At 70.6% G+C, this 25061-nt stretch carries 25 protein-coding genes; 18 read left to right on the top strand and 7 right to left on the bottom strand.

All coding sequences use genetic code 11. The features are described from left to right. Nucleotides 1-45: 45 nt before the first annotated feature. A complete protein-coding gene (locus tag AB0B02_RS01855) occupies nucleotides 46-456 on the top strand; it encodes an STAS domain-containing protein (RefSeq protein ID WP_357293911.1) in 411 nt (136 codons plus the stop codon). 95 nt (nucleotides 457-551) lie between these two features. Next, complete coding sequence (locus AB0B02_RS01850) at nucleotides 552-1985, top strand: AI-2E family transporter (RefSeq protein WP_357293893.1); 1434 nt, start codon at nucleotides 552-554, stop codon at nucleotides 1983-1985. Between the two features lie 374 nt (nucleotides 1986-2359). Here AB0B02_RS01850 and AB0B02_RS01845 read toward each other — a convergent pair whose 3' ends face one another. Continuing rightward, entirely contained in the window at nucleotides 2360-2557 is a 198-nt protein-coding gene (locus AB0B02_RS01845) for a hypothetical protein (RefSeq protein ID WP_357293877.1), read from the bottom strand. Between the two features lie 260 nt (nucleotides 2558-2817). Between AB0B02_RS01845 and AB0B02_RS01840 the strand changes: the two genes are divergently transcribed. Continuing rightward, on the top strand, nucleotides 2818-3009 hold the full coding sequence (locus AB0B02_RS01840; protein WP_281943228.1) for a hypothetical protein: 192 nt from the start codon (nucleotides 2818-2820) through the stop codon (nucleotides 3007-3009). Between the two features lie 168 nt (nucleotides 3010-3177). Continuing rightward, nucleotides 3178-3702 (top strand): DUF5994 family protein, encoded by a 525-nt coding sequence (locus tag AB0B02_RS01835; protein ID WP_357293863.1) that lies wholly within the window; start codon nucleotides 3178-3180, stop codon nucleotides 3700-3702. Nucleotides 3703-3788: 86 nt separating this feature from the next. Here the strand turns inward: AB0B02_RS01835 and AB0B02_RS01830 are convergent, their stop codons facing one another. After that, entirely contained in the window at nucleotides 3789-4091 is a 303-nt protein-coding gene (locus AB0B02_RS01830) for a LapA family protein (RefSeq protein WP_357293851.1), read from the bottom strand. Nucleotides 4092-4836: 745 nt separating this feature from the next. Here AB0B02_RS01830 and AB0B02_RS01825 point away from each other — a divergent pair. The 7 genes from AB0B02_RS01825 (at nucleotide 4837) to AB0B02_RS01795 (ending at nucleotide 10757) form a co-directional block, all read left to right on the top strand. Then, a complete protein-coding gene (locus tag AB0B02_RS01825; RefSeq protein ID WP_357293839.1) occupies nucleotides 4837-5559 on the top strand; it encodes a SigB/SigF/SigG family RNA polymerase sigma factor in 723 nt (240 codons plus the stop codon). 51 nt (nucleotides 5560-5610) lie between these two features. Next, the gene (locus AB0B02_RS01820) at nucleotides 5611-5784 is read left to right on the top strand and encodes a hypothetical protein (RefSeq protein WP_281943218.1); all 174 of its coding nucleotides are present in this window, start codon (nucleotides 5611-5613) and stop codon (nucleotides 5782-5784) included. Further along, nucleotides 5781-6794 (top strand): glycosyltransferase family 4 protein, encoded by a 1014-nt coding sequence (locus AB0B02_RS01815; protein WP_357293826.1) that lies wholly within the window; start codon nucleotides 5781-5783, stop codon nucleotides 6792-6794. Before AB0B02_RS01820 ends, AB0B02_RS01815 begins: the two co-directional genes overlap by 4 nt. 119 nt (nucleotides 6795-6913) lie before the next feature. Next, the gene (locus AB0B02_RS01810) at nucleotides 6914-8062 is read left to right on the top strand and encodes a glycosyltransferase (RefSeq protein WP_357293819.1); all 1149 of its coding nucleotides are present in this window, start codon (nucleotides 6914-6916) and stop codon (nucleotides 8060-8062) included. A gap of 23 nt (nucleotides 8063-8085) precedes the next feature. Continuing rightward, a complete protein-coding gene (locus tag AB0B02_RS01805; protein WP_281943801.1) occupies nucleotides 8086-9111 on the top strand; it encodes a glycosyltransferase in 1026 nt (341 codons plus the stop codon). A 58-nt stretch (nucleotides 9112-9169) separates the two neighbouring features. Then, nucleotides 9170-9367 (top strand): hypothetical protein, encoded by a 198-nt coding sequence (locus AB0B02_RS01800; protein WP_281943212.1) that lies wholly within the window; start codon nucleotides 9170-9172, stop codon nucleotides 9365-9367. An 853-nt stretch (nucleotides 9368-10220) separates the two neighbouring features. Continuing rightward, a complete protein-coding gene (locus tag AB0B02_RS01795; protein WP_357293801.1) occupies nucleotides 10221-10757 on the top strand; it encodes an AAA family ATPase in 537 nt (178 codons plus the stop codon). Between the two features lie 219 nt (nucleotides 10758-10976). On the opposite strand, the gene AB0B02_RS01790 is transcribed toward AB0B02_RS01795, so the two are convergent. Continuing rightward, complete coding sequence (locus AB0B02_RS01790; protein ID WP_357293791.1) at nucleotides 10977-11480, bottom strand: hypothetical protein; 504 nt, start codon at nucleotides 11478-11480, stop codon at nucleotides 10977-10979. A 240-nt stretch (nucleotides 11481-11720) separates the two neighbouring features. Between AB0B02_RS01790 and AB0B02_RS01785 the strand changes: the two genes are divergently transcribed. After that, on the top strand, nucleotides 11721-14510 hold the full coding sequence (locus AB0B02_RS01785; protein WP_357293786.1) for a BTAD domain-containing putative transcriptional regulator: 2790 nt from the start codon (nucleotides 11721-11723) through the stop codon (nucleotides 14508-14510). Between the two features lie 589 nt (nucleotides 14511-15099). Here AB0B02_RS01785 and AB0B02_RS01780 read toward each other — a convergent pair. The 3 genes from AB0B02_RS01780 to AB0B02_RS01770 all read right to left on the bottom strand — a co-directional run bounded on the left by AB0B02_RS01780 (nucleotide 15100) and on the right by AB0B02_RS01770 (nucleotide 19513). Then, on the bottom strand, nucleotides 15100-16362 hold the full coding sequence (locus AB0B02_RS01780; RefSeq protein WP_281943204.1) for an ATP-binding protein: 1263 nt from the start codon (nucleotides 16360-16362) through the stop codon (nucleotides 15100-15102). Nucleotides 16363-16504: 142 nt separating this feature from the next. Further along, the gene (locus AB0B02_RS01775) at nucleotides 16505-17071 is read right to left on the bottom strand and encodes a hypothetical protein (RefSeq protein ID WP_357293749.1); all 567 of its coding nucleotides are present in this window, start codon (nucleotides 17069-17071) and stop codon (nucleotides 16505-16507) included. Nucleotides 17072-17164: 93 nt separating this feature from the next. Then, nucleotides 17165-19513 (bottom strand): DEAD/DEAH box helicase family protein, encoded by a 2349-nt coding sequence (locus AB0B02_RS01770; protein WP_357293743.1) that lies wholly within the window; start codon nucleotides 19511-19513, stop codon nucleotides 17165-17167. Nucleotides 19514-19574: 61 nt separating this feature from the next. Between AB0B02_RS01770 and AB0B02_RS01765 the strand changes: the two genes are divergently transcribed. The 6 genes from AB0B02_RS01765 to AB0B02_RS01740 all read left to right on the top strand — a co-directional run bounded on the left by AB0B02_RS01765 (nucleotide 19575) and on the right by AB0B02_RS01740 (nucleotide 24059). Further along, nucleotides 19575-19886, top strand: coding sequence for a hypothetical protein (locus AB0B02_RS01765; protein ID WP_357293733.1), 312 nt, complete (start codon nucleotides 19575-19577; stop codon nucleotides 19884-19886). Between the two features lie 6 nt (nucleotides 19887-19892). After that, nucleotides 19893-21044, top strand: coding sequence for a hypothetical protein (locus AB0B02_RS01760; protein WP_357293729.1), 1152 nt, complete (start codon nucleotides 19893-19895; stop codon nucleotides 21042-21044). A 366-nt stretch (nucleotides 21045-21410) separates the two neighbouring features. Beyond that, nucleotides 21411-21773 carry an IS110 family transposase gene (locus AB0B02_RS01755; RefSeq protein ID WP_281943191.1) on the top strand — a complete coding sequence of 121 codons (363 nt, stop codon included), beginning with the start codon at nucleotides 21411-21413 and terminating at the stop codon, nucleotides 21771-21773. Then, the gene (locus AB0B02_RS01750) at nucleotides 21758-22576 is read left to right on the top strand and encodes a transposase (protein ID WP_357293719.1); all 819 of its coding nucleotides are present in this window, start codon (nucleotides 21758-21760) and stop codon (nucleotides 22574-22576) included. The genes AB0B02_RS01755 and AB0B02_RS01750 overlap by 16 nt, the downstream gene beginning before the upstream one ends. A gap of 408 nt (nucleotides 22577-22984) precedes the next feature. Further along, a complete protein-coding gene (locus tag AB0B02_RS01745) occupies nucleotides 22985-23647 on the top strand; it encodes a DUF433 domain-containing protein (protein WP_357293706.1) in 663 nt (220 codons plus the stop codon). Continuing rightward, entirely contained in the window at nucleotides 23556-24059 is a 504-nt protein-coding gene (locus AB0B02_RS01740; RefSeq protein WP_357293693.1) for a hypothetical protein, read from the top strand. The genes AB0B02_RS01745 and AB0B02_RS01740 overlap by 92 nt, the downstream gene beginning before the upstream one ends. A 150-nt stretch (nucleotides 24060-24209) precedes the next feature. On the opposite strand, the gene AB0B02_RS01735 is transcribed toward AB0B02_RS01740, so the two are convergent. Next, complete coding sequence (locus AB0B02_RS01735; protein ID WP_357293681.1) at nucleotides 24210-24581, bottom strand: metalloregulator ArsR/SmtB family transcription factor; 372 nt, start codon at nucleotides 24579-24581, stop codon at nucleotides 24210-24212. Between the last annotated feature and the right edge of the window lie 480 nt (nucleotides 24582-25061).

Raw genomic sequence — 25061 nt, 5'->3', positions numbered from 1 at the left:
TGCCCAAGCCCCCGGCATCAGGTGACTCATGCCGAGGTGAGGCTGATGGCCCAGGTGTCCGGCGACCATTACGTCATCACCGTGCTGACCTCCCCGCGACGCCTCGCCGCCCTGGTGTGCCTGGCTGGTGAGATCGACATGGACGCCGCCCCGGCGTTGTCGGGCGTGGTCGAGCAACTGTCCGCCGTCGCGCCGTCCGAAGTCGTCGTTGATCTGGCCGACGTCACCTTCGCCTCCTCGACGCTGCTCAACTTCCTCGCCCGGGCGCACGTCGCCCTCACGGCCGACACGGCTCTGATCGTGTGCCGTCCCAGGCGCCACACCCGGCGGCTGCTGGAGATAACGGGCGTGGGGCAGTTTATGACGATGCGCGGCGACCTGCCGCCGTCCGGCTACTGGATGCCGCACGGCGCCGCACGACCGGAGGAACTGCCCGTCCTCGGCGGAATCGACTGACCCCACCTTCGGCGACACCCGACTCCGGCCGCCTTCTCCGCTCGACCCCACCGCGCGATCGCGCTGGGTCGACGTACCAAAACTGAGGATCTCCGATGAAAAATACATTCTCCCGAGTCCCGGAACGTGGTGCCACCTGGACAGACACCGCCCGGCGGCGGGCACGACGCGGTCTCACCCTGGTGCGGCGGCGGGGTGGGGAGCCGCCGGCGTTCACCGGTTCCCCGCCGACCGGCGGCACGACCGCGACGGTCCCCGCCGCGCAGCGGGCGTCCACCGTCGATGACGGGCTTCCCCCAGGGGTACGCACGGCGGGCGCGTGGGCGTGGCGGATCATCCTGTTCGTCGCGGCGGCGTACCTGCTCGTGCGGGTCGTCGAACTGCTGCGGGTGGTGGTGATCCCGGTCGCGGTCGCCCTGCTCCTGGCGGCCCTGTTCGAGCCGCTGGCCGCGGCCCTGCGTCGGCGGGGCGTGAACCGTTCCCTGGCCGCCGTGCTGGTCCTCGTCACCGGGCTGACGGTCGTCTTCGGTGGCCTGACGCTTATCGTCCGGACCTTCGTCTCCCAGCTGGACGATCTCAGCACCCAGGTCGGGGAAGGGGTCGACCAGGTCCAGGGGTGGCTGGCGCAGGGGCCCCTGCACCTGTCCCAGACGCAACTCGACGGTGCCGTCGACCGTCTCCAGGCGTCGATCACCGACAATCAGGCGGCCCTCACCTCCGGCGCGCTGAGCACCGCGGCCACCCTCGGCGAGCTCGCCGCCGGGTTCTTCCTCGTCCTGTTCACCCTGTTCTTCTACCTTCGTGACGGCGGCCAGATCTGGGCCTTCATCTGTCGCCTGCTTCCCCGCCAGGCGCGGGTCCCGGCCGCTCGGGCCGGGCACTATTCCTGGCACACCCTGGTGTCCTATGTGCGCGCGACGGTCCTGGTGGCACTCGTCGACGCCGTCGGCATCGGCATCGGCCTGGCGGTGCTGCGCGTACCCCTCGCGCTGCCGCTGGCCGCGCTGGTCTTCCTCGGCGCCTTCATCCCGGTTGTCGGTGCCACCGTCACCGGCGTGGTCGCCGTGCTCGTCGCGTTGGTCACCCAGGGGCCGGTCAGCGCGCTGATCATCCTCGGCGTGGTCATCGCCGTCCAGCAGGTCGAGGGGCACCTCCTCCAGCCGCTGATCATGGGTCGTGCGGTGGCCCTGCACCCGCTTGCCGTGATCCTCGCGATCGCCACCGGCGTCGTCGTCGCGGGCATCGTCGGCGGCCTGGTCGCGGTGCCGCTGCTCGCCGTACTCAACACCGCCGTTCGCTACCTGGTTCACCACCCCGGCGGCGAACCCACCCCCGATCGAACGCCTCCCGGCACCACCTCCACCGACGACGAGCGGGCCCAGGACGAGCGGGCAGCCGAGCAGGCCGTGCGGCATGCCGACCCGGCCGCACCGCCGCCGGCCGCCTCCTCGGTCGAACCGACCGACGAGGCGCCGGCCCGGAGTGCGGACCAGCAACTGCTCACCCTGGTGAAAGACACCCCGTCATGACGCGCGTCGTGACACCCGTGACGGTCGGCGATCGGCCGGCGAAGCGGAGCCGCCATGGTGCGGCCGACGGCGGCGACCTGCTGCGGCAGCTGGCCGGGACGCCGATCGGTGACCCCGGCCGGATGGCGCTGCGGGAACGGGCGGTCGAGGCGTGGCTGTCGTTGGCCAACCACCTGCGCCCGGCGGCTCCTGCGGTGAGGTGGCCCACGCGGCGCACAACGCGGTCACGACAGCCGGCGGAGACGTCGCCGCCCGCGCCTCCGCCTTCTGTCGGCAGTACGGTACGAACAACGGACCCGTTGCGGTCCGACGGTGACGTGAACCGCCACCCGGTCCGCTTGCGCGGTGACCGGGTGGCGGCGTGGTGCGAGGGATCAGCCGTTGTGAGCGGCGCGGCTAACGGACTTGGCCAGGCCGCGACCCACCAGGTAGCCGATGGTCAGCATGGTGACGTAGAGCCAGGCACGGTCGGCGCGGAAGTAGTCGCCACCCGCGCCGTTGTCGCCGTCACGGAGTTCCGGGTGGCCACCGGAGAACGCCGACGTCGCAGTGGGCGTCTCGTTGTCGTCCAAGTGCCCCACCGCGATCGTCGTGAACACGCGGTGCCGTGGGCTGCTTGCTCCGCGTGGGCGGTGTGGGAGCACGCCGCGAGGCGTATGGTGAAGATGTCACCCGAGTCCCCGGTGGCCGCCAAGCCGTCGCCACCACTCTGCTCGGTCGGTCCCGATCATCACTCTCATCGTGACGAGCCTGTGGTGCGATCCAGACAGTGCTTTCGCACGGCCGCCGTGAGCACGACCCTCTCGGGCGGCTCCGCAGGGGAGAACGTCCTATGACCATCGCCAGACAGCGGATCGTCAGCCTTCTCCGCGAACGCGGCCAGCGGGTCAGGGCCGACTGGGTCGAGCGGGAACTGCCGGAGCAGGTGGACCCGGAGAAGCACGCCGGGCTGCTCGCCATCCTGCGCCTCGACCCGGCCGATCTCGTCGACCCGCCTCGTACTCCGCTCGGACCGTCTGCCTGACCGTCGAGAGTGGTCTGAGCAACCGGCTGGCCCCGTCGACACCCCTTCGTCCCTCCCCGGGAGCCCCACCATCAAAAGAGGTCCGCGCATGGTCAGGTTCGGTCCCGTCCCCATCAGTGTGCAGTCCGGCACCCGCCCGGCCGCCGGCGTACCGGAGAGGCGGATCTGATGGTCCGCTCTGCCGAGGACCGCATGACGTGGGTCTGCACTCCTGAGCCACCGGCGGCACGCCTGCAACTGGCCGACTCGCCGTCCGACGGCGCGATGCTCGACGGCGGCTGGTGGCCGACGTCACGAGATGCGGTCGTCGAGTTGTGCAGCCTCGTCACAGCGCTGACCGCCCGGCGCGGCGGCGTGATCGAACGGATCATGCTTCAGCCCGATGCCTGGGACCGGCACCCCGGCCGGATCGGCGTCGGTGGTGCCGTGGTGAGAGTGGGTTGGTTCACCACCCTCGCGGCCGATCTGGTGATCATTACAGGCGCGCGGGATCTGCGAGTCGACCTGGCCGTGGTCGCACCTGGAACCACGTACGCCGTGGCGACGGCGACCATGCTCGCGGCTTCGCGCCCCACCGACAGCACACGCGCCGCTGGTGGGGCGTCCGTACCGTGCCAGCCCCGTCAAGGCCGGTTGACGCGAGCCGACGACGACGTCGCCGCCTGGGAGACCGAAGGCGGCCACCACGCCTGATCCCGCGCACCACCGCCGCCCGGTCACGACACACGTGACCGGGCGGCGCGCGTCGCCGTCACGCACAGGTGCGTGACGGCGACGGCTCAGCCGTCCTGATCCGCTGCGCGGGGCGGCAGCGGGACGACGGCGATGCCGTTCACCGCCGGGGGAGTCGGACGATGCTCGGGCACGCCGGCCTTCCGCGTGCGACGGCGACCCAGCATTCTGAGTTGCACGATCCGGGCGGTGCCGGGGAGGGCGACGAGCAGGACCCCGGAAACCGCGGCCAGCAGCAGGGCCACCCCCATCGGCAGTGTGCCGTGCGCGCCGAGGAACGACACCTCGGCGGGTTGCCCGTTCTGCAGCACGAAGACGAGCAGCAACAGGAGTACGACCGCGAACACCACGGCAGCGACCCACAGCCCCCCGACCCGCGAGCGCTGCACCGCCGGTCGCGGAGGAGTCGGACGAGAGTCATCGGTGCCGGGGTGACCCTCGCGTGGGAGGAATCGAACATGACTGTTCCGGGGTGCGGTCATGAGAACCGCCGCCTTCCGAGGAGCATCCGGCCGGCCTGAGCGCGGTGGTGCGCCGGCGCGTCTGGTTGATTGCGGACCCGTGACAGACCGTCGCGGTCCGACGTGCGATGGACGGTGCCCTGCCGGGAGCGCGGGGAGCCCCGCGACCGGACCGATCGGGATGGCGTCGCGGACGGGGCGTCCGTCTGCGGTGGGCTGTCCGTCACCGGGGGTCCCGAGCGACACTGTCAGCGTACGCTCCCTCGCCTCGATCGGCCCGGCGTCGTCGCGTCCGGTGCCGCCGGTAGCGCGGTGGCGTCAATGCGGAGTGCCGCAGCCGCGACCGGCGACCGTCCGACCCGTCCCAGGCGATCGTCGCCGACTGCGAGCAGATCACGCTGGGCCCGGTCAACCACGGGTCCGCCGGACGACCGGTTCGACACCCGGAACCCGTTCGGGTGTCGGTCCTCAGGATGAGGGCGTACGGTGACGGTGTCGCCCGGGCCCCCGGTGGCGCAAGTCTCGCCGCCACCAGCCCGTTAGGGGCACTGGAACAATGGTCACCTCTGCCGCGACACCCACAGCCGCCGCCTCACCTCCGACGCGGAACCCGGTCGCCGGGATCAGCGAACACATGATGCGTCAACGCGCCGCCCTGAACGTCGACGATCCCGAGCGCGTACGGCTACGAAACCGCGTCATCGAGGCGAATCTGCCGATGGCGCGCCGGTTGGCCCGCCGGTACACCGGTCGCGGGGAGTCCTACGACGATCTGGCGCAGGTCGGCGCGCTCGGCCTGATCAAGGCCGTCGACGGATACGACGGCAGCCGCGGCGTGTCGTTCGCCGCCTACACCATCCCGACCATCCTCGGTGGCATCCGGAAGCACTTCCGCGACTCGGCCTGGGCGATCCGGGTCCCGCGTCCGACCCAGGAACTGGGTGCACGGGTGCCCGAGGCCCGGGGCAGGCTGGCGCAGCAACACGGTCGCCAGCCGACGGATCGAGAGCTCGCCGACGACCTGGAGGTGACCGTCGCCCAGGTCCGGGCCGCCGTCGCCGCCCTCGGTCTGTACCGACTGCCATCGCTGAACGAGCCACGGCTCGCGGCCGAACGCATCGAACACCACACGCGCAGCGGCACCGCCGACGCGGGCTACACGGCCGTTGACGACCACCTCATCCTCGGACCGCTCCTCGCGGCGCTTCCCCCACGCGAACTCCGGATCCTGACCATGCGGTTCACCGGTGACCTGACCCAGGCGGAGATCGCCGCCCGGGTCGGGCTGTCCCAGATGCACGTCTCCCGGCTGCTGAAGCGCTCGCTGGCCCAACTGAGAACAGGGATGCTCCGCTGACCCGGCGGCGGCACGCGAAACCACTCCGAACAGCTTCCTGAGGGGCAGATGATGGGGATCGCCAGACACCGGATCGTCGCGACGCTGCGCGGGCGCGGTCAGCACGCCAGGGCCGACTGGGTCGAGCGCGAACTACCGGAGCGGGTGGACCCCGCCAGGCACGTGGGGCTGCTCGCCACCCTGCGTCTCGATCCGGCCGACCTCGCCGACTCGCCGTCCCCGTGAGGGTCGCCCTGCTCGGGCCGGTCGCCTGGCGGACACCCCCGCACCACTACGGCCCCTGGGAGCAGGTGACCGGGCTGCTCGCCGAGGGGCTGGTCACCCACGGCGTGGAGGTGACCCTGTTCGCGACGCTGGACTCCGTCACCTCCGCCGTCCTCGACGGTGTGTGCCCCCGCGGGTACGCCGACGATCCGGCCATGGACGGCCGGGTGTGGGAGGCGATGCACGTCTCCCACGCGATGGCTCGCTCGTCGGAGTTCGACCTGGTGCACAGCCACCTCGACTGGCTGCCGCTCGCCTTCGCCGAACACTGCCGCGCGCCGCTGCTGACCACCGTGCACGGTTTCTCCGGACCGGGCATCCTCCCCGCGTACGCCCGGGCCCGCTCGTCCTACGTCTCGATCTCCGACGCCGACCGGAGCGTGGACCTCGACTACGTCGCCACGGTGCACCACGGTGTCGACCTGACCGGGCTGCCGTTCACCCGCGACGCCGGCCCCGGACTGGCCACCTTCGGCCGGATCCACCCCGACAAGGGCACCCACACCGCCATCGAGATCGCCCGCCGCGCCGGCCGGCCGCTCACCATCTGCGGCATCGTCCAGGACGAGCGGTACTTCGCCGAACAGGTCGCCCCCCACATCGACGGCGGGCAGGTCGTCTTCCTCGGGTCGGTCGGCCCTCGACGGCGTGCGGAGGTGCTGGGCGCGAGCGCCGCGCTGCTGCACCCGATCGCCTTCGACGAGCCGTTCGGGCTCTCGGTGGTGGAGTCGATGGCCTGCGGCACACCGGTCGTCGCGTACGCGCGAGGGTCGATGCCGGAGGTCGTCGACGAGGGAGTGACGGGGTTCCTCGCGCGGACCGTCGAACAGGCCGTCAACGCCGTCGGCCGGGCTGCCGCACTGGACCGGGCCACCTGTCGGACCCGGGCCGGGCAACGCTTCGGCGCGGACCGCATGGTGACCGACTACCTGACCGTCTACGACCGTCTCACCCGTCGGTCGCACCGCTGAACCCCCGGCCATCGCCGACCGACCCGTTCCGCCGGCCACACACGCTGGCCGGCGTGCGCCGACACCGCGTGAGGCCGCCCCCACTCCGAGGCGGCCGACAACCGGAAGGCCCGACACCCATGCCCAGCTACGGCTTCCTCAGCACGCACCCACCGACCCGATGCGGACTGGCCACCTTCAATTCCGCCCTCGCCACCCAGCTGACCGCCGACGGCACGCGCGGCGGCATCGTCCGGGTCACCGACCACGGCGACGACCTGGGGGCCGGATCCGGGGTCGTGCACACCTGGTCGGCCCGTACGCAGACCGGCTGGCGGGACGCCGCGGCCGTCCTCAACACCTTCGACGTGGCCGTCGTGCAGCACGAGTACGGCATCTATCCCGGCGCCGACGGCGAGGACGTCCTGCCGCTGCTGCGCCGGCTCACCGTGCCGAGCATCGTGGTCCTGCACACCGTGCTCCGCCGGCCCTCGCCCCGACAGAAGTCCCTGCTGGAGCAGATCGTCGCCGCCGCGGGAGCGGTCGTCACCATGACCGGCACGGCTCACGACCGGCTGCTCGTCGGCTACGCCGTACGTCCGGACAAGGTCACGGTCATCCCGCACGGCGCCGCCGAGCACGTCCGCGTGCCCGCCGACCGCCGTACCCGCCCGCACCTGCTGACCTGGGGACTGCTCGGCCCGGGCAAGGGCGTCGAGTGGTCGTTGCGGGCCCTCGCACGGTTGCAGGACCTCGAACCGACCCCCACCTACACTATCGCCGGGCGGACCCATCCGAAGGTGGTCGAGCACCAGGGGGAGGCGTACCGGGCGGGACTGCACCAGCTCGGCGCCCAGCTGGGCGTCGCCCACGCCGTGGACTACCAGAACGTCTACCACGACCAACCCGTGCTCGCCCGGTTGATCCGCTCCGCCGACGTGGTCGTGCTGCCCTACGACTCCCGCGAACAGGTCACCTCCGGCGTACTCATCGAGGCGGTTGCCGCCGGGGTGCCCGTCGTGGCCACGGCCTTCCCGCACGCCGTCGAGCTGCTCACCGGCGGGCCCGGCCTGGTCGTACCCCATCAGGACCCGGCGGCGCTGGCCGCCGCGATCCGGCGGATCCTGACCGAACCCGGCCTGGCCGCCCGGCTGGCCGCCCGGCTGGCCGGCCGCGTCCGGCCGCCGGCCGCGGACCTTCGCTGGCCGGCGGTGGCGGCCCGCTACGGCGCGCTCGCCGAGCGGCTCGTCGCCGCCCGCCCCTCCGCGGTCAGCGCGGCGTCGGCGTGAGCGCGACCACCGGTCTGTCCAGCATGCCGGGCAGCGGTCGCCGGCATCCGACGCCCCGACCGAGCTTCGCGCACCTGAGCCGATTGAGTGACGACACCGGCCTGTTCGAGCACGCCCGGCACGCCATCGTCCGCCGCGAACACGGCTACTGCACCGATGACGCCGCGCGCGGCCTGGTCGTCACCAGCCGCGAGCCGGAGCCGAACCCGGAGGTGCTCGGGCTGGCGGAGCGCTACCTCGCCTTCCTCACCCACGCGCAGGACACCCGGGGCGCCTTCCGCAATCGGCTCAGCCACGACCGGCGATGGACCGACACCCCCGGGCTCGGCGACTGGTGGGGGCGGGCGCTGTGGGGGCTCGGCACCGCCGCCGCCCGCAGCCCCGCGCCCTGGATCCGGGAGGAGGCACTCGTCGCCTTCGGTCGGGGCGCCGGACGGCGCTCCCCGGCCCCGCACGCGATGGCCTTCGCCGGGCTCGGTGCCGTCGAGGTGCTGCGCCGCCACCCGGGCCATGCCGATGCGGCCACCCTGCTCAGGGACGCGGCCGCCGCGATCGGCGACCCCGGCACCGACCCGCTGTGGCCCTGGCCGCAGCCGTGCCTGACCTATGCCAACGCCGCCCTCGCGGAGGTCGTCATCGCGGCCAGTCAGCTATGCCACGACGGCCCTCCCCTCGACGACGGCCTGCGGATGCTGACCTGGCTGCGCGACGTCCAGCTCCGCGACGGGCACCTCTCCGTCATACCCGCCGGCGGGTGGCGGCGCGGCGCGGCGCGGCTGCGCCACGACCAACAGGCGATCGAGGTCGCCGCGTTCGCCGACGCCTGCGCCACCGCCGCCGCCGTCACCGGCGACCCCGGCTGGGAGACCGGCGTCCGGCAGGCGGTGGGGTGGTTCCTCGGCGACAACGACGTCGGTACGCGGATGTGGGACCCGGCGACCGGCGGCGGCTACGACGGGCTGACCCCGCACGGACCCAACCTCAACCAGGGCGCCGAATCGACCCTCGCGCTGATCTCCACCGTGCAGCACGCCCGGCGGTGGTCGTGACCGACACCCTGGCCGCCCGGCACGGCGCCACCCTCGCCCCGGATCCACGCCCCCCGGCGTGCTTCTGTCACCCGACGACGCCGAGCAGGACGGCTGCGTCCCCAACGTCGTCCACTCCTGCGGCGCGCTCGTGCACGACGGCAAGCTTTGGCTGCCGTACAGGGCCGGTGACAACCGGGTCGGGTTCGCCACCGTGCCGGTGGCCACGCTCCTCGCGGCGATGGTGGGATTCGCTCCGAGCGGCCGGGACGGATGAGCGGCCGCCGGTACGACGATCGGTGTCGGCGTACCGCCGACCGCCCCGGCGGCACGCGTGGCGATCGGGCGGCCGAACCCTGCTCAGGTGTGGACGGCCTGGACCGGCGGCTCAGGAGTAGTCGTCCAAGAGGTTCCGCCGCGGCACGCGGCTCGGGCCCCTGGTCATCTTCCCGGGAGCCCGCCACCGTCACCAGGCTGCCCGGCATCGGCACCACCCTCGCCGCCGAGTTCCTCGCCCCACGCCGGCACCCTCACCACCTACCCCAGCCCCCGCGGCACTCGCCGCCCACGCGCCGATCTCCCGGGAGTCCGCCCCAGGCAGGGGCACCAGGCTCGGCCCCACCGCTACCACCGCGGCGTGCGCCGGGTGTTCAGCGCGTCCAGCTTCGCCGCACTGTCCAGACAACGCCTCAACGTCCTCTCGGCCCGCATCCGCGACAAAACCCCTAGCAGCCCAAACAACCAAGATTGGCAGGGGTGGCGTTGTGCGAACTCGTGTCGAGACTCCTGGGCCACTCCCTGCCACCCCAGGTGAACCCAAGGTCGCGAGACTGGGCCCTCGCGCCCTCGTAGCTCAGGGGATAGAGCGTCCACCCGCGCCGCTCATAGCTGCCGGCCCCGGATCGACTTGATCGATTCGGGATTGCCTGCGTTCCTTGTCGTCGCCGCGCTGGCGGCGACGCCCACCCTCCGGGCAGCCCTACCGGATTGCCCTCGACCCTGCACACCACCGGGGTGCCCGGGCGCCCTGCTTTCGGGGCGGTCGCCGCCTCCGTCTCCGCCGCGCGCAAAAGCCCCCTTCGCGTCCCGGTGCTGCGGTACGGGCCGCCCGGCCCCGCAAGACCGCGCTGGTGGAGGCCGCGATCCCGGATCTGCCCACCGTCGCCGGGACCGGCGACACCGTCGTGGAGGACTTCCTCGGCAACTTCATCCCACTGCCCGACGGCGGGTTCGAGTTCATCTACGGACCCCTCGTCGCGGCGATGCGGGAGGGCCGGGCGTTGCTGGTTGACGACGCCACCTCATCGCGCCGAAGGTCCCTCGCCGTGCTGTATCCGGCGATGGGCGGCAGGCGGGTCATCACCATCCCCGGCAACCGCAACGAACGCGTCGAGGCCGCCGATGGTTTCTACGTCATCGCCGGGCACAACCCGGGCGTGCACGGCGCGGTGCTCACCGAAGCCCTCGCATCACGGTTCGACGTGCACATCGAGGTCACCACCGACTGGGACCTCGCCCGCCACCTCGGTGTTCCCGCCCCGGCGGTACGGGCCGCGGTCGCGCTCAACGCTGACCTGGCCGCCGACCGTGTGACCTGGGCGCCGCAGCTACGGGAACTGCTCGGCTTCGCCCGGGTCCGCAAACCCTCGGACTGGCGGCGGCCGTAGCGAACCTGGCCGGCATGCGCGCGTAGGGCGCCACGGGGCAGAGTCCACTGCCCGCCTGGAATCCGCTTGATGTTGCGCTCCGTGCCGCCCAGCCACTTGTGGAGGATCTCCGGCGTCCGATCTCCCGGAATATCCCTCGCCGACGCTGAGTAGCCGGGTGGGGCGGGTGCCGCACGGCGCCCGCCCCACCCGACCTTCCGGTACGCGACCGGGCAGGGCCTACTGCCAGTAGTCCCGCCAGCAGCAGTTCGGCTTGTCCTGCCACTTGTAGTGCAGGGCGTTGTCGACGCCGGTCACCTTCACCCGCAGCGTGCCGCCGTTGGTGGAGAAGTAGTCCGCGTACACCCCCGTGTACGCCTTCAGTTGGCCGCCCAGCGACGCCCAGCCACTCCAGTCGCCGCCCGGTGTGAGCTGCCACTTGTGGTTCAGGTCGCCACCGGCCGCCCGGCCGAAGATCTCCAGGCGGCCGTCCTGGTTGTGGCTGACCCCGACACCACTGGAGACCACACCACCGAGGCTCCAGTTCCCGCTGGTGTACCCCGAGCCGGGGCTGGACTCCCAGCGGTGCCAGACAGCACCGTCGCTGCCGACCCAGAACTGTTCCTTCCGGTTGTCCTTGTTCGTTTCCGTCACCACCGCTCCCCAGTCACCCGCGTAGGCGGGGTGCGGTGCCGTGATGAGCGCGGCCACCATCATCGCGACCGCCAGCAGGGCAGCGCCCACCGCGTTCCGCAGGTTGGAAGCCCTCCCCCGTTGGTCCAGATCGGACCCGGCCCGTTCCCGTCGCACCATCTGCATCCGTCTCCGTCCTCTCGATCGGCTCAGGCCACGACCTCCGCGGTCCTGGGATGGATCCTGGGCGGGATCGGCTGTCGAATTGCTGCCGAAACCTTGCCGTGCCGCGGCCGACACCCGTATCCCTGAACAGATCGAAGAATCACCATTCGAGACGTCGGGGCAGACATGGTCACCTTTCGCCTGCTGGGGCCGGTGGCGGCCTGGGATCGCGACCAACAGATCGATCTTGGTCGGCCAAAACAACGTACGGTGCTTGCCGCCCTGCTTGTCAGCGCCGGCGTCGCCGTGAGCACCGACACCCTGGTGGATCGGGTCTGGGACGACAGCCCGCCGGCGCAGCCCCGAAAAGCGCTTCACGCCCATGTCTCGCGCCTGCGCGGCCTGCTCGGCAGGGTCGGCGGCCCGGACGGCAACCGGCCCCGGCTGGTCCGGCAATCCGGTGGCTACGCGATCGACGTGGACCCGGCCAGCGTCGACCTCCATCACGCCGCGCGGCTGGTCCGACAGGCCCGAGACCCCCGCACCGACGACCGACACCGGGTGTCGCTGCTGCGGACGGCGGTCGACCTGTGGCGAGACGAGCCGCTGGCCGGCATCTCCGGCCGGTGGGTCGAGCAGACCCGGCACGTCCTGCGCCAACAGCACATCGACACGGTCGTGGCATGGGCGCAGACCGAGCTGCGGCTGGGTAACGGTACGGTCCTCGTCACTCCACTCACCCATCTCACCGGCGAGTACCCGCTGACCGAACCGCTCGTCGCGGCTCTGATGCGAGCGCTGCACGCGGCCGGCCGAAGCGCCCAGGCCATCGACGTCTACACCGCTGCACGACTCCGGCTCGCCGAGGAGTTAGGGGCCGACCCAGGCCGGGAACTCCAGGACCTGCACATGGCGATCCTCCGCGGCGACCCGGCGACGACCCCTGACGCCGAGCCAGCGGCCGTTCGGGTCGGCCACCACCTGGTCGTCCCGGCCCAACTGCCCGCGGACGTGCCGGGCTTCACCGGCAGAGTCAACGCACTGGCCGCGCTGGACGACACCGTCGCCCGGGTCGTCACCATCACCGGAGCACCCGGCATCGGCAAGACCGCACTCGCTGTCCACTGGGCGCACCGGGTGGCCGGCCGGTTTCGGGACGGCGTCCTCTTCCTGAACCTGCGCGGCTTCGACCCGACGGGTAACGCCGTCGACCCGATCGAGGCGCTCGGCACCCTGCTGGCGGGACTCGGGGTGCCGGCCAGGCGGATGCCCGACGGGCTTGCCGCCCGGTCGGCGCTGTACCGCAGCACGACCAGCGACAGACACCTGCTCGTCGTGCTGGACAACGCGCGCAACGCGGAGCAGGTCCGCCCGCTGCTGCCGGCCGCGCCGGGCTGCCGCACGGTGGTGAACAGCCGCGACGATCTCGCCGGACTGGTCGTCGCGGACGGCGCCCACCCGGTCACGCTGGCACCGCTCGACGCGTCCGCCGCCGAGAGCCTACTGGCCGGCAAGGTCGGACGGGACCGGATCGAACACGAACGCGACGCGGCCAGCAGCATTCTCGATCACTGCGCCGGCCTGCCGCTGGCGCTGGCCATCGCCGCCGCCCGGACCGCCATCACGCCGACCTTGAGTCTGACCGACCTGGCGGGCCAGTTGGTCGCTGGTGACGCCGGACTCGACGGGTTCGCCGGCCGCGACCCCCGCACCGATCTTCGATCCGTGTTCTCCTGGTCCTACCTGGCGTTGGAGCCTCTCACCCGGACGATGTTCCGGTTGTCCGCCCTGCACCACGGGCCGGATCTCACCGTGCCGGTCGCGGCCAGCCTCACCGGAGCCGCGCCCGACGCCGCCCGCCGGGCCCTCGGCGAGCTGTGCGCGGCCCGGCTCGCCGACGAACACCGGCCCGGCCGGTACCACACCCACGACCTGCTCCGCGTCTACGCCGCCGAGCTTCTCCGCGTGCACGACCCAGCCGAGGCGCATTCCGCAGCGGTCGGCCGGTTGCTCAACCACTACCTCAGCACCGCACACACCGCCACGGGCATCCTCGACCCGCTCCGTGCCCTGCCGCCGCCCCCGCCCCCGGCGCCGGACGTGGCGCGGGTCGCCATCGGCGACCGAAAACAGGCCCTGTCCTGGTTCCGCGACGAACACGCGGCGTTGGCCGCCACCGCCCGGCAAGCCGCCGCACTCGACCTGCTCGTCGAGGCATGGCAGCTCAGCTGGCATGTCGCCGGCTACTACGAAGCCCAGGGGTGGCGGGGCCAGTGGCTCGACCTCCAGCATGGCGCGCTGCGGCTCACCGAACGCATTGGCGATCCCACCGTCACCGCACACACGCATCAGAACCTTGCCGCCGCCTGCTCGGCCCAACGCCGGATCGCCGAAGCCGACCGGCACTTCGCCCGGGCCCTCGACCTGTTCACCCGAACCGGTGACCGGCATGGCCAGGCCCGCGTCCACAGCGGCCTGGGGGTACTGGCCAGCCACCGCGGCCAACTCCAGCGAGCCGTCGAACACACCGAACTGGCCCACGGGCTCTACGCCGACGTCGGTGACCGGGTCGGCCTCGCCCGCACCCACAACAACCTCGCCGCCCTGCACACCGAGCTGCGGCAGTACCACACCGCGCTGGGGCACTGCCGCCTGGCGCTCCGGCTGCACCAGGGACTCGGTGATCGCGCCGGCCAGGCGTACCTGTTCGACAGCCTCGGCACCCTGCTCTACCGGCTCGGCCGGTATCGCACCGCCGTCACCTGCCTCGAAGCCGCTGTCGAGGCCAGTGAGGAGAACGGCATCCTGCTGTCCCTGGCGTACGCCCTCGACCACCTCGGTGACGTGCACCGGGCCCTCGCAGACCACCCTCTCGCCCGCCTGCACTGGCAGAAGGCCCGCGACCTCTTCGAGACGTTCGCCGAGCATGACACCGCCGCCATCAGGGACAAGCTCGAGGGGCTGTCTCGCTGCTAGAGATCCACAGACTCACCCAGGACCTCGACAAGGACACGGTGGTGGCCAACCGCAGCGCGGCTCATGTCGCGGCCTCGCATAGGGTCGGGTTGGTTGGAAGTCACGGGTGGCGCGGCGGCGGGCAGGCGGGTCGGCCAGGTTGAGTTTGCCCCGTGATCTTCGGTGATGTGCTCGGTGTGTGCTCTCCAGCGGACGCCAACCGGGGTGAACCGGTGCCAACGCGGGTTACCGCGGCCGACCGCCGGTCGCAAACCGGGGTCCGTGTGCTCCGGGTGTGGTCCTGAGCTGGGAGTACGGCGGTCCGGGGAACGTGGGCGAACGCGGGCCACTCGCTGCCACCCCAGGTGAACCCCCAGGTCGCTAGACTGTGCGCTCGCGCCCTCGTAGCTCAGGGGATAGAGCATCGGTTTCCTAACCCGACGCTCCGCCGGTGTCCGCAGGCTGACAACCTGCGGCTTTTCACTTCTTGGCCTCGTGTGCTGGTCAGTGTGCGGGCTTGGCTTGCTGCGATCGCTTGCTGAAGATCAGCAGGCCACGCCCTTCGGTCCTCGGTGGCCCTGACCGGCTGAGGAGTGACCTGCGGGCGAGGTCAGTCTGCTGTCGAGGCGGAAACCTGCCACAGGGCACTTACCGGCATTGCGCGGAGTCTGTCGCCGAACGGCAGCGTGGAGGTTCCGGTATAGAGGACGATGCCGGCGATGAAGTCGTCGCCGAGGCGGTCGGCGAGTCGGCGTAGACCGCGGAAGTCGTCGGGTCCGACGGTGGTGGCAGCTTTGACTTCGATTCCGACCACCTGGCCGGTTCGGTTCTCCAGCACCGCGTCGACTTCGTACCTGCTCTGGTCGCGGTAGTGGGACAGGTCGACGAACTGCTCGGACCAGGTGAGCTGCCGGGACAACTCGGACAGGACAAATGACTCGAGCAGCGGACCGAACGGTGCGCCCGGCCGGAGCAGTGCCCGGGCGTCGGTCGCGATCTCGTTGGCGGCGATGCCCGAGTCGACGAAGATCAGTTTTGGCGCGGCGGTGGCGCGGGTGCCCAGGTTGCGGGACCAGCCGGGGATCCGTTTGATCAGGAAGATCTCTTCCAGGGCTTGGAGGTAGCGGGCGATCGTCGGCCGGCTCAGTCCGAGGGCGGATTCGAGGGAGTTTGCGGCGATGATGGTCGCGGATCTGGCCGCGAGTAGGCGTATCAGCTTGCGTAGCTCGCCCTTGTGCTGGATGTCGGACAGTTGCCGGACGTCGCGGTCGATGAGCGCTTGGACGTAGGCGTCGAGGAATCGTTGGCGGCGACGTGGGTCGGTGCGGGTGGTCGCCTCGGGTAGGCCGCCGCGCACGATCCTGGCCGCGTAGTCGGCGCGGCTCACGTCCGACTCGTGTCGCAGGTCCGGGCCGAGCGCAAAGATGGCGTCGATGAATCCATCCGGCGCTGCGTCGAGTTCGCCTTGGGAGAACGGCCAGAGTTCGACGGTTTCCATACGGCCGGGCAATGCGTCCGGGGCGGCAACCATGCCGAACAACCGTGACGAGCCGGTGAGCAGATACCGGCCCGGACGAGGGTCTTCGTCGACTGCTGCCTTGATGGCCAGCAGTAGTTCCGGAGCGCGCTGGATCTCGTCGATGACCAGGAGTTCGGAGGAGTCCACGAACCCGACCGGGTCGGCGATCGCCGCCGCCCGGTCCTGAGCCCGATCAAGATCGCGGCGCTCGGCGAGACGATCGCCGGCAACGAGGCGAACCAGGGTGCTCTTGCCTGCTTGGCGTGCTCCGCTGATCAAGACGACGCGGGTGTCCGCCAGAGCGGCATCGACCTGCGCGGCGGCGCGGCGGGGGATCAGGTGCGGTGTGGGCACGGCACCATCATAACGGCCGCATTTTCGATCTGCGAGGATCTCGGCTTTCGATATGCGGCAGGAGGTGCGTTCGGTACGCGGTCATTTGGTGTTCGATCTGCGGGGCCACGCGGGTGAGCCGGTTCGTGGAAGGGGTCCACGGCTACGTCGCGTTGTTGATGGTCGCGGCGAGTTCGGGGAAGGCGTCCTCCCAGCGCTGGCGGAGCTGGGGTGGCAGCCAGAGGGTGGGCCAGAGTCGCCGAAGGAGGTCGGCGTCGAGCCAGGTGTGCAGATCCTCGACGGTGCTGGCTTCGGTGAGCACCACCTTGTACATGCTGGCCAGGCGTGCGGTCCGGTTCAGGTCGTACTCGCCGTGCCCGGACCGGTCGAGGTGACGCGGGAGTGTAACCATGCCGTCGGTCGGGCCCTGCAGTTGGGCAAGGGTTTCGGCCACCAGGTAGGGCTTGCGGTCACCATAGGGTCCGTAGTCGGCCGGCGGCTGGGGTGAGGTCCTTCGTCGGCTGATGTTGGTCGCCCGTCGGACTTCCGGTCGGAGTGCCTGACGGATGGTCTCTCGGCTGTATCCGGTGACCCGCTGCAGATCGACCGGCCGCCATCCGGCCGCGTGAAACGCCCGCAGCTGCTCGTCCCGCTCGGTCAACGCAGCCGCCCGCGTCGCCTCGTACCGAGAGACAACCGCCTGCAGCTCATCCTCGGAGAACCGGCCCACACCCGTCAGCCTACTACGCTAGGCCCAGCACGCTTGGCGTCTGGTCGTCTCTCTGTCACCGTGGACCAGTCTGGTGATCGCGATGGGATGCACTCACTGTCTGATGAAGCCGAGGGCCCGGTATCCGGGCGTGCGGCGTGGGAGTGAGGCGGCGAGGATGGGTGCGGCCGAGTCGTGGTAGTCGTGGGCTTCGGCGAGGTCCTTGCCGGGTGCGGCGCGGATGACGCGGCCGGCGCATTGGACGAGTAGGCCGTCGTAGGAGATCGGGCCGGCGAGGAAGAGGGTGTCGAGGGCGGGGGCGTCGAAGCCTTCGCCGATGAACGGTGTGGTGCCGATGACGAGCAGGCCGTCACCGGCCTTGGCGCCGTCGAGCCGGTCAACGACGGTCCGCCGTTCGCGGGTGCTCATCGCGCCTTGGAGCACGAGCGGCTGGTGTCCGCGTGCGGCGAGCAGAGCGGTGAGTGCCCCGACCTGGGCGACCCGTCGGGTCAGCACGAGACAGTTGCGGCCGCGCGCCAGGGCCGCGGCGACGTCATCGGCGATCTGGGTGTTGCGGGGCTCGTCGAGGGCCAGCCGTCGGTGCACCTCGGCGAGCGCGCCGGGCGCGTCCAGGTCGACGTCGCCGGGCTGGAATGTGGTCTCGTGGATGAACAGCGCTCGCCGGGGTCCGGCGTCGGTGTGCATCGCGGCAGCGAGGGTGCCTTGTTCTTCGTCGGTCAGGGTGTGGCGGACGGGTCCGAGTTGCCAGGTGACGAGTTGTCCGAGGCCGTCGCGTCGGGTGGGGGTGGCGGTGAGGCCGAGCCAGAACTGCGCGGCGATCCGTTTGACCGAGTGCTCGTAGGCTGCGGCGCCGAGGTGGTGGCATTCGTCGACGATGACGTGCCCGTACTCCTGGGTCAGGGTGGCGACGTCGCCGCGTCGAGCGAGGGAGGGCAGCAGTGCGACGTCCACCGTGCCGGTGAGCTTGCGTCGGCCGCCGCCGAGTTGCCCGGGCTTGATGCCGAGGAACTGCTCGATGCGCGTGCGCCACTGGTCCGCGAGGGCTTTGCGGTCGACGAGGACGAGGGTGGAGGTGTTGCGTTCGGCGATCAGGGCGCAGGCCATGACGGTCTTGCCGGAGCCCGGTGGGGCGACCAGGATTCCGTCGTCGTGGGCGAGAAGTGCGCCGACCGCGTTGGCCTGTCTGCTGGTGAGTTCGGCGGTGAACGCGGTGTCGATCTCGGTCCCGGAGTTTCGTGCGTCCGTGACGGCCAGCCGTGACCCGGCGCGCTCGACAATGGTGGCGATGGTGTGCCGCAGGCCCCGCGGGAGAACCAGGCGGTCATCGAGGGTGAGGTCGTAGCCCTGGATGAAGCGTGGGGTGTCCCAGGTGGACTTGCGGAGCCGCTGCAACTCGTAGAACTTCGGGTTAGCCATGGCGGCGGCGTGCTTGAACGTCGCCAGCGCGGCGGGGGTGAGCTGCCTGGCGTCGATGCTCAGCCCGGCACCGGCCTCCGCGTGGACCACCGGAGGCAGCGGTGGATGGACCTGGGTCGCGGCAGACCGGCTCATCGTAGCGACGTCCGCGCCGGTGAGGGCTTGCTTGGCCTGCCGGGCGACGTGTTCGGCGTCGCCGGGGCTGAGCCGGTCCAGTGTTGACAGGAACGCCCACTGGTCGGCGTGCGGCTCGAGGGTGCCGAGGTCGAGGAAGGTGGTGAGTTCGTCCTTGCGGCGGCGGCCCTGCAGGGGTGCGGCGATGAGGTTGCCGAAGCCACCCTCGGGCAGGACGTCCTGGTTGGGGAAAAGCCGGTCGTACGACCGCAGATCCATCGACCCGCGCAGCACCATCGCCTCCCGCAGCAGGGCCGTGCCGACGGCCCGCGCGGTGGCCGCGGCAACAGCACCGGTGAAGAAGACCCACACGTGGGCACCGCGGCCTGACTGGGAGATCTCCAATCCGGCCGGCACCGCGCTGGCTCGCGCCGCCTTCACGTACGCGAGGGCGTCGAGCATCGCCGTCGGCCCGTCGAAGTCGGCCACGACGAAGTGGCAGGTGTTGCCGGGCATCAGCGGGTACATGCCCATGAACACGTCGCCGACCAGATGCGTCGCGACGACCTCCGTCGTACGGGGCAGGTAGGTGGCACCGCGCCGGTCCATACCCTTGCGCCAGCCGCCGGCGACCGCGGGCATCCACCCGGCAGCGCCGGTACGGGCGTTGTCCCACCGCACGGCGTACACGTCGGTCCGGGCTCGGAACCGGTCGGCAAACAACGCCAGCTTGTCCCGGGTGGGCGAAGCCATGGTGACCAGCCCCGGCGGCTCCACCGGAGCGGACAACTGTTCCGGCGCCGCAGTCGTGTCCTGGCCGCGCAACTCCAGCAGACGTCCCAGCCGGGCGTTCTCCGCCCGTAACCGCTCCACCTCCCGCCGAAGATCGACGAACTCGGCCACCGAACCCATGCCGACCATCCTCGCGCATCAGGCTTCGAACACCTCGGCACCGGTCCGCTATCCTCCGCCGATGGCATCGAAGGGCAGCGCCGCGCTGGAGGCGATGATCGAGGAAGCTACTGTCGACACGGACGATCACGACGATGAGCGCGCCGGCCTGTTCAACATGATCGAGGAGCATCTGGCGGTGCCGTTCACCACCACCGTCCTCGGCGTCGAGGTCACCGTGCGCAAGATCGAACTAGCCGCGAACAGCATCGTCGCGGTCTGCGCCCGAGGCCACCACCGGCAGAAGATTGATCTACTCGACCTGCCGCTACCCACCCCCGCGCCGGACGGTGCGGGGTGGATCGACGCCTACCGGCACTGGGCCGGAAGGTAGGCCACGGTGAGCGAGTACCAGTACTACGAGTTCACCGCCGTCGACCGGCCCCTCACCGGCCGGGAGCGGGCCGAGTTGCGGTCGCTGACCACCCGGGCCGACATCACCGCCACCAGCTTCGTCAACACCTACGAGTGGGGCGACTTCAAGGGCGACCCGCGAACGCTCATGGAACGGTACTTCGACGCGCACCTGTACCTGGCGAACTGGGGCACCCGCCAGCTCATGCTGCGGCTACCGAAGAACGTGCTCGACCCCGCCACCGTCGCCCGGTACTGCCAGGGTGACAGCGCATCCGCCTGGACCGCCGGCACGCACGTCATCATCGACCTCCACGACGAGGACGAGGACGGCGCCGACGAGTGGGGCCTCGACGGCCACGGCCTGCTCGCCTCCATCATCCCCGTCCGGGCCGGCCTCGCCGCCGGCGACCAGCGCCTGCTCTACCTGGCCTGGCTCCGCTGCGTACAGTCCGCCGAGATCGCCGACGACGAACCCGAACCGCCCGTCCCGGCCGGACTGGGCACCCTCGACGCGCCCCTCACCGCCGTCGCCGAGTTCCTGCGCATCGACCCCGACCTGATCGCGGCCGCGGCGGCCGGATCGTCGCTGGTCGCCTCCGGTGAACCGACCGCTGCGCAGCTACGCACCTGGGTCGTCGGGCTGCCCGCCCCGGACAAGGACGCCATCCTGGCCGACCTGATCACCGGCGGTGACAGCCACCTACGCAGCCGACTGCTACGCCGCTACCGCGACGAACACCGCACCGATTCCCCCGCCCCGGCAGCCATCCGCACTGCCGGGCGACTGCTCGCCACCGCCGCGGAGTTGCGCGCCGAACGGGAACGACGGGACGCCGAGCAGCACGAACGCGACCGGATTCGCCGCGAACGGTCCGCTGCGGCAGCACGGCAACGACACCTTGACACCCTCGCAGTCGACCAACCCGCCGCCTGGCAGCGGGTCGCCGAACTCATCGCCACGAAGAAACCCCGTGAGTACGACACCGCCGTTCAACTCCTCGTCGACCTGCGCGACCTCGCTGAACGAGACGGAGACAGCACATCGTTCCGAAGTCGCCTGGCCGAGCTACGGACGGTGCACGCCCGCAAGCCCAGCCTGCTCGAACGCCTCAACCGCACAGGTCTCGAAACCTGACGCATGGTTCCCCGCTGACCGTCGCCAAGGTGCGACGAGGATCGTGGAGGGCCGGTGCGGCGTGCCAGCGTGACGCCCCAGACAGTCGACGCCGGCGGCGGTGCGCTCCAGGCGTCCGTCGGGACCCGCAACCAGACATCGAACCGTGTCGTTTGCAGGGGTGGACCCGGAGGGTCGGGTGACTGTCTGGGTGTGTGCCGCCTATGTCATGGCCAGCTAGGAGTAGGACGCCCCGACCCTCGCTGATGACCGCTGTATCAGCACTGGATGGAGACTTGCGACCGATCGCCCTTTCCGAAGTTGTGGCTACTGAACCGCGGCGGGTCCACACCCCCTGACCAGCACGAGCGAAAAGGGTGATGCCCGGTGGGCAGCCTGTGGGCCGGCGTCGACGTCGGCAAGACCCACCACCACGTGTGCGTCGTCGACGACGACGGCACCGTCGTTTTGTCCGAGAAGATCCCCAACGACCAGCAGGCCATCTCCGGCATCGCCGGACGGCTCGGCAAACGCCGTAAGCCGATCCGCTGGGCCGTCGACCTGCCCGGCGGACCCGCGTCGCTGGTGCTGGCGGTCCTGTTCGACCGGGGCGCGGACGTGCGCTACGTCAGCGGCACGGTCACCTCGCGGATGGCGGAGGCCTTTCACGGCAAACGCAAGACCGACGCCCACGACGCCTACGTCATCGCCCAGACCCTGCGCATGCGGACGGGGTGCAGCAGCAGTTGAAGCTGCTCGTCTCCCGCCGACTCGACCGGGTCCGCATCACCGCCCACATCCAGGACCTACTGACCATGATCAGCTCCGCCCTGGAGAAGACGCTGAACCTGCGCAGCAAGGGCGCGCTTCGGCTCCTCGCGCAGTGGCAGACCCCCGGCGGACTGCGCCGCGCCGGTGAAGCCCGCATCCTGGACTACCTACGCCAGCACGGCGTGCGGGCCGCCAAGGCGCTGACCGTCAAAGTCCTCACTGCCGCGCGGACGCAGACCGTCGCCGTCGCCGGAGAGGCCACTGCGGCCGGGATCGTGGCGCAGATGGCCGCCGACCTGGAAGCGGTCAACGACCGGATCACCGCCATCGAGGAAACCATCGCCGGCATCGTCGCGGAGCACGAGCTGGGAGAGATCGTCACCAGCCTGCCCGGCATCGGCACCACCCTCGCCGCCGAGTTCCTCGCCTACGCCGGCACCCTCACCACCTACGCCAGCCCCGCAGCGCTCGCCGCCCACGCCGGCCTCGCGCCCATCTCCCGGGACTCCGGCCGCAGGCAGGGCCACCAGGTCCGACCCCACCGTTACCACCGAGGGCTGCGCCGGGTGTTCAGCATGTCCAGCTTCACCGCGCTGACCCACTGCCCACGATCACGCGCCTACTACGACAAGAAAAGAGCCGAAGGGAAAACCCACCGTCAAGCCACCGCCGCCCTGTCTAGACAACGCCTCAACGTCCTCTGGGCCTGCATCCGCGACAAGACCCCCTACCAGCCCAAACAACCAAGATCAGCAGAGGTGGCGCTGTGCGAACTCGCGTAGAGACTCCCTGGGCTGGGCGAACAGGGGTCCGGGTGACGTGGGTGAACGTGGGCCACTCCCTGCCACCCCAGATGAACCCCCAGGTCGCTAGACTGTGCCCTCGCGCCCTCGTAGCTCAGGGGATAGAGCATCGGTTTCCTAACCCGACGCTCCGTTTGTTTCCGCAGGCTGATGACCTGCGGCTTCTCTCTATTCGGGCTACTTGCCCCGGTCGCTCATGCGCGCCGCTGTGATCGCCTGCTGAAGATCAGCAGAGCTGCATAAGTCCTGTTCAGTGGCACTCTTCGTGTTCACAACGTGCTCCCGGGCCCGGCATCAGAAGCGCGACACTCCTGCGATGGTGCGCTCAGCACGTCGCCTATGCAATGCTGCTGACAGGTGTCCTGCAGCGTGCGGAAAGGGGGAGAGATGGGCGATGTTCGCTTTACGGAAGGAATTCTCAATCTCGCCCAAGCCGGACGTCATCTTCGAGTACCGCGACAGACCTTCCACCGGTGGGCGCGCGGCTACCAGCGCGGCGGGCCTCTGCTGCACGTCGCCGATGGTCATCCGGATGTTCTGCCGGTCACGTTCATCGCTCTGGCTGAGGCGCACGTGCTGGAGGCGCTGCGCACCGCCGGAGTGCGACCGCAGAAGATTCGGCCCGCCCTGGCGGAACTTCAGCGGGAGTTCGGCCGCGAATACGTCCTGGTGGCGCCCGAGTTGGCTACCGACGGCATCGACGTGCTGTGGGACTTCAGCAAGACCCGGTCAGGGGAAGGGCTGATCGTCGGCGGCACCAACCAGCATGTGATCAAGGAGATCGTGGCTGATCACATGGAGTACATCGCCTTCGACAGCGACGGGATCCCTGAGCAGCTGACGCTGTCGAACTGGCAGCCAGCCAAGGTGGTCGTCAACATGCGGCGGTCCTTTGGACAACCGATCTTCGCTGCGACGGGAACCCGAGTGGCTGACGTCGCCGGCATGATGAAGGCGGGTGAGAGCGCTGAAGCAGTCGCGGACGAGTTCGGGATCGACATCCACGACGCCCGAGCTGCCGCACGCATCCTCCTGGGCCGCGCCGCCTGAGTTCTATATCGACGAGAACATGCACGGCCGGTCGCTGCGTCGGTGCATCGTCGACCGTGGCTACCAGGTTCACAGCCCCGCCTCCGTGTTCACCCGAGAGCGTTTGGAGCAGGGCCTGACGGACGAGGACTGGCTGCCGGTGATAGGCGAGAAGGGCTGGGTCGTGTTCGGCCGCGACCAGAACATCCTCAAACGGGAGCTGGAGCTGCAAGCCTTCTTGAAGGCCAAGGTGCACATGTTCCTATTTCCCGGCGACGCGACCCGCGACCACATCATCGAGCTGGTGCGGCTGAACCTGGCCCAGATCTGTGCGCTTGCGTCGGCCCGTCGGCCGAACGTCTACTGGCTGCGGCGTGACAGCGTGATTAGCTACGAGGAACGTCGAGCCGAAATCCACCGCCGCCGACCGTAAGACATGACAACCCTCTCCGCGGCGGGCATGCCTGACCGTTGAGTCCGCTGCTCACGGTGCAATCACGCGCGGTGGGACGCGGAACCCCCGCGGTTCGGCCCTCGCACGGCGGAGTCGTCAGGCGTCAACGGCGGTCTTCGATGGCGTCGGTCAGCGGGTCTTCTTCGTTGCTCGCTTGCGGGGCGGGGTCAGCAGGTCGGCGATCGTGGCGATGGCGGACGGCACGAGCCGGTAGTAGGCCCAGACGCCCCGCTTGTCCCGCTCGAGCAGGCCGGCCTCGGTGAGACTCCGCAGGTGGTGACTGACGGTCGGCTGGGAGAGCCCGAGCGGCGCGGTGAGGTCACTGACGGACGCCTCCCCCTCGGGGGCCGACTGGATCAGGCTGAGCAGTCGCAACCGGGCCGGATCGGCGAACGCCTTGAGCACTCCCGCGAGCCGTTCGGCGTCGGCGCGGTCGATCGGCTCGCCGGCGAGCGGCGAGATGGCAGGCGTCTCGATCTCTACAGTTCCCACGCCTTGCATCGTTGCAGCAAGAACCATCTATCGGCTGGTGAACGAGGGCAGGATCACCGTGAGTTCCTATGGGCGCTCGCCGCCTTCGTCGTTGCGACATGATGATCTGCGAATCGAGGGAGGTGCCGCGCGTGGCGTCGTGTGATGTCGTCGGCGGCGGCGGCGGCGGGCAGGCGGGCCTGGCGGGCGGGCTACTACCTGCGCCGCGCCGGTCTGGATTACGTCATCCTCGATGCCCAGTCGCAGCCGGGCGGGGCGTGGCGACACGGCTGGGAGTCGTTGCGGTTGTTCTCGCCCGCGGAGTACAGCCCGCTACCGGGCTGGGGGATGCCGCGGCAGGAGGGTGAGGAGTTCTCGACCGCCGGGCACGTCGTGGACTACCTACAGGCATACGAGCAACGGTATGAGCTGCGGGTGCGCCGGCCGGTCCGTGTCCGCGAGGTGCGGCGCGCCGGGGACCGCTTGACGGTGGAACCGACGACGGGACCT

Origin of the sequence: Micromonospora sp. NPDC049240 (genome assembly GCF_040647835.1) — a bacterium.
GTDB lineage: Bacteria > Actinomycetota > Actinomycetes > Mycobacteriales > Micromonosporaceae > Micromonospora.
Note: the sequence above shows the minus strand (reverse complement) of the source record. Positions and strands in the feature narration are given on the sequence as shown.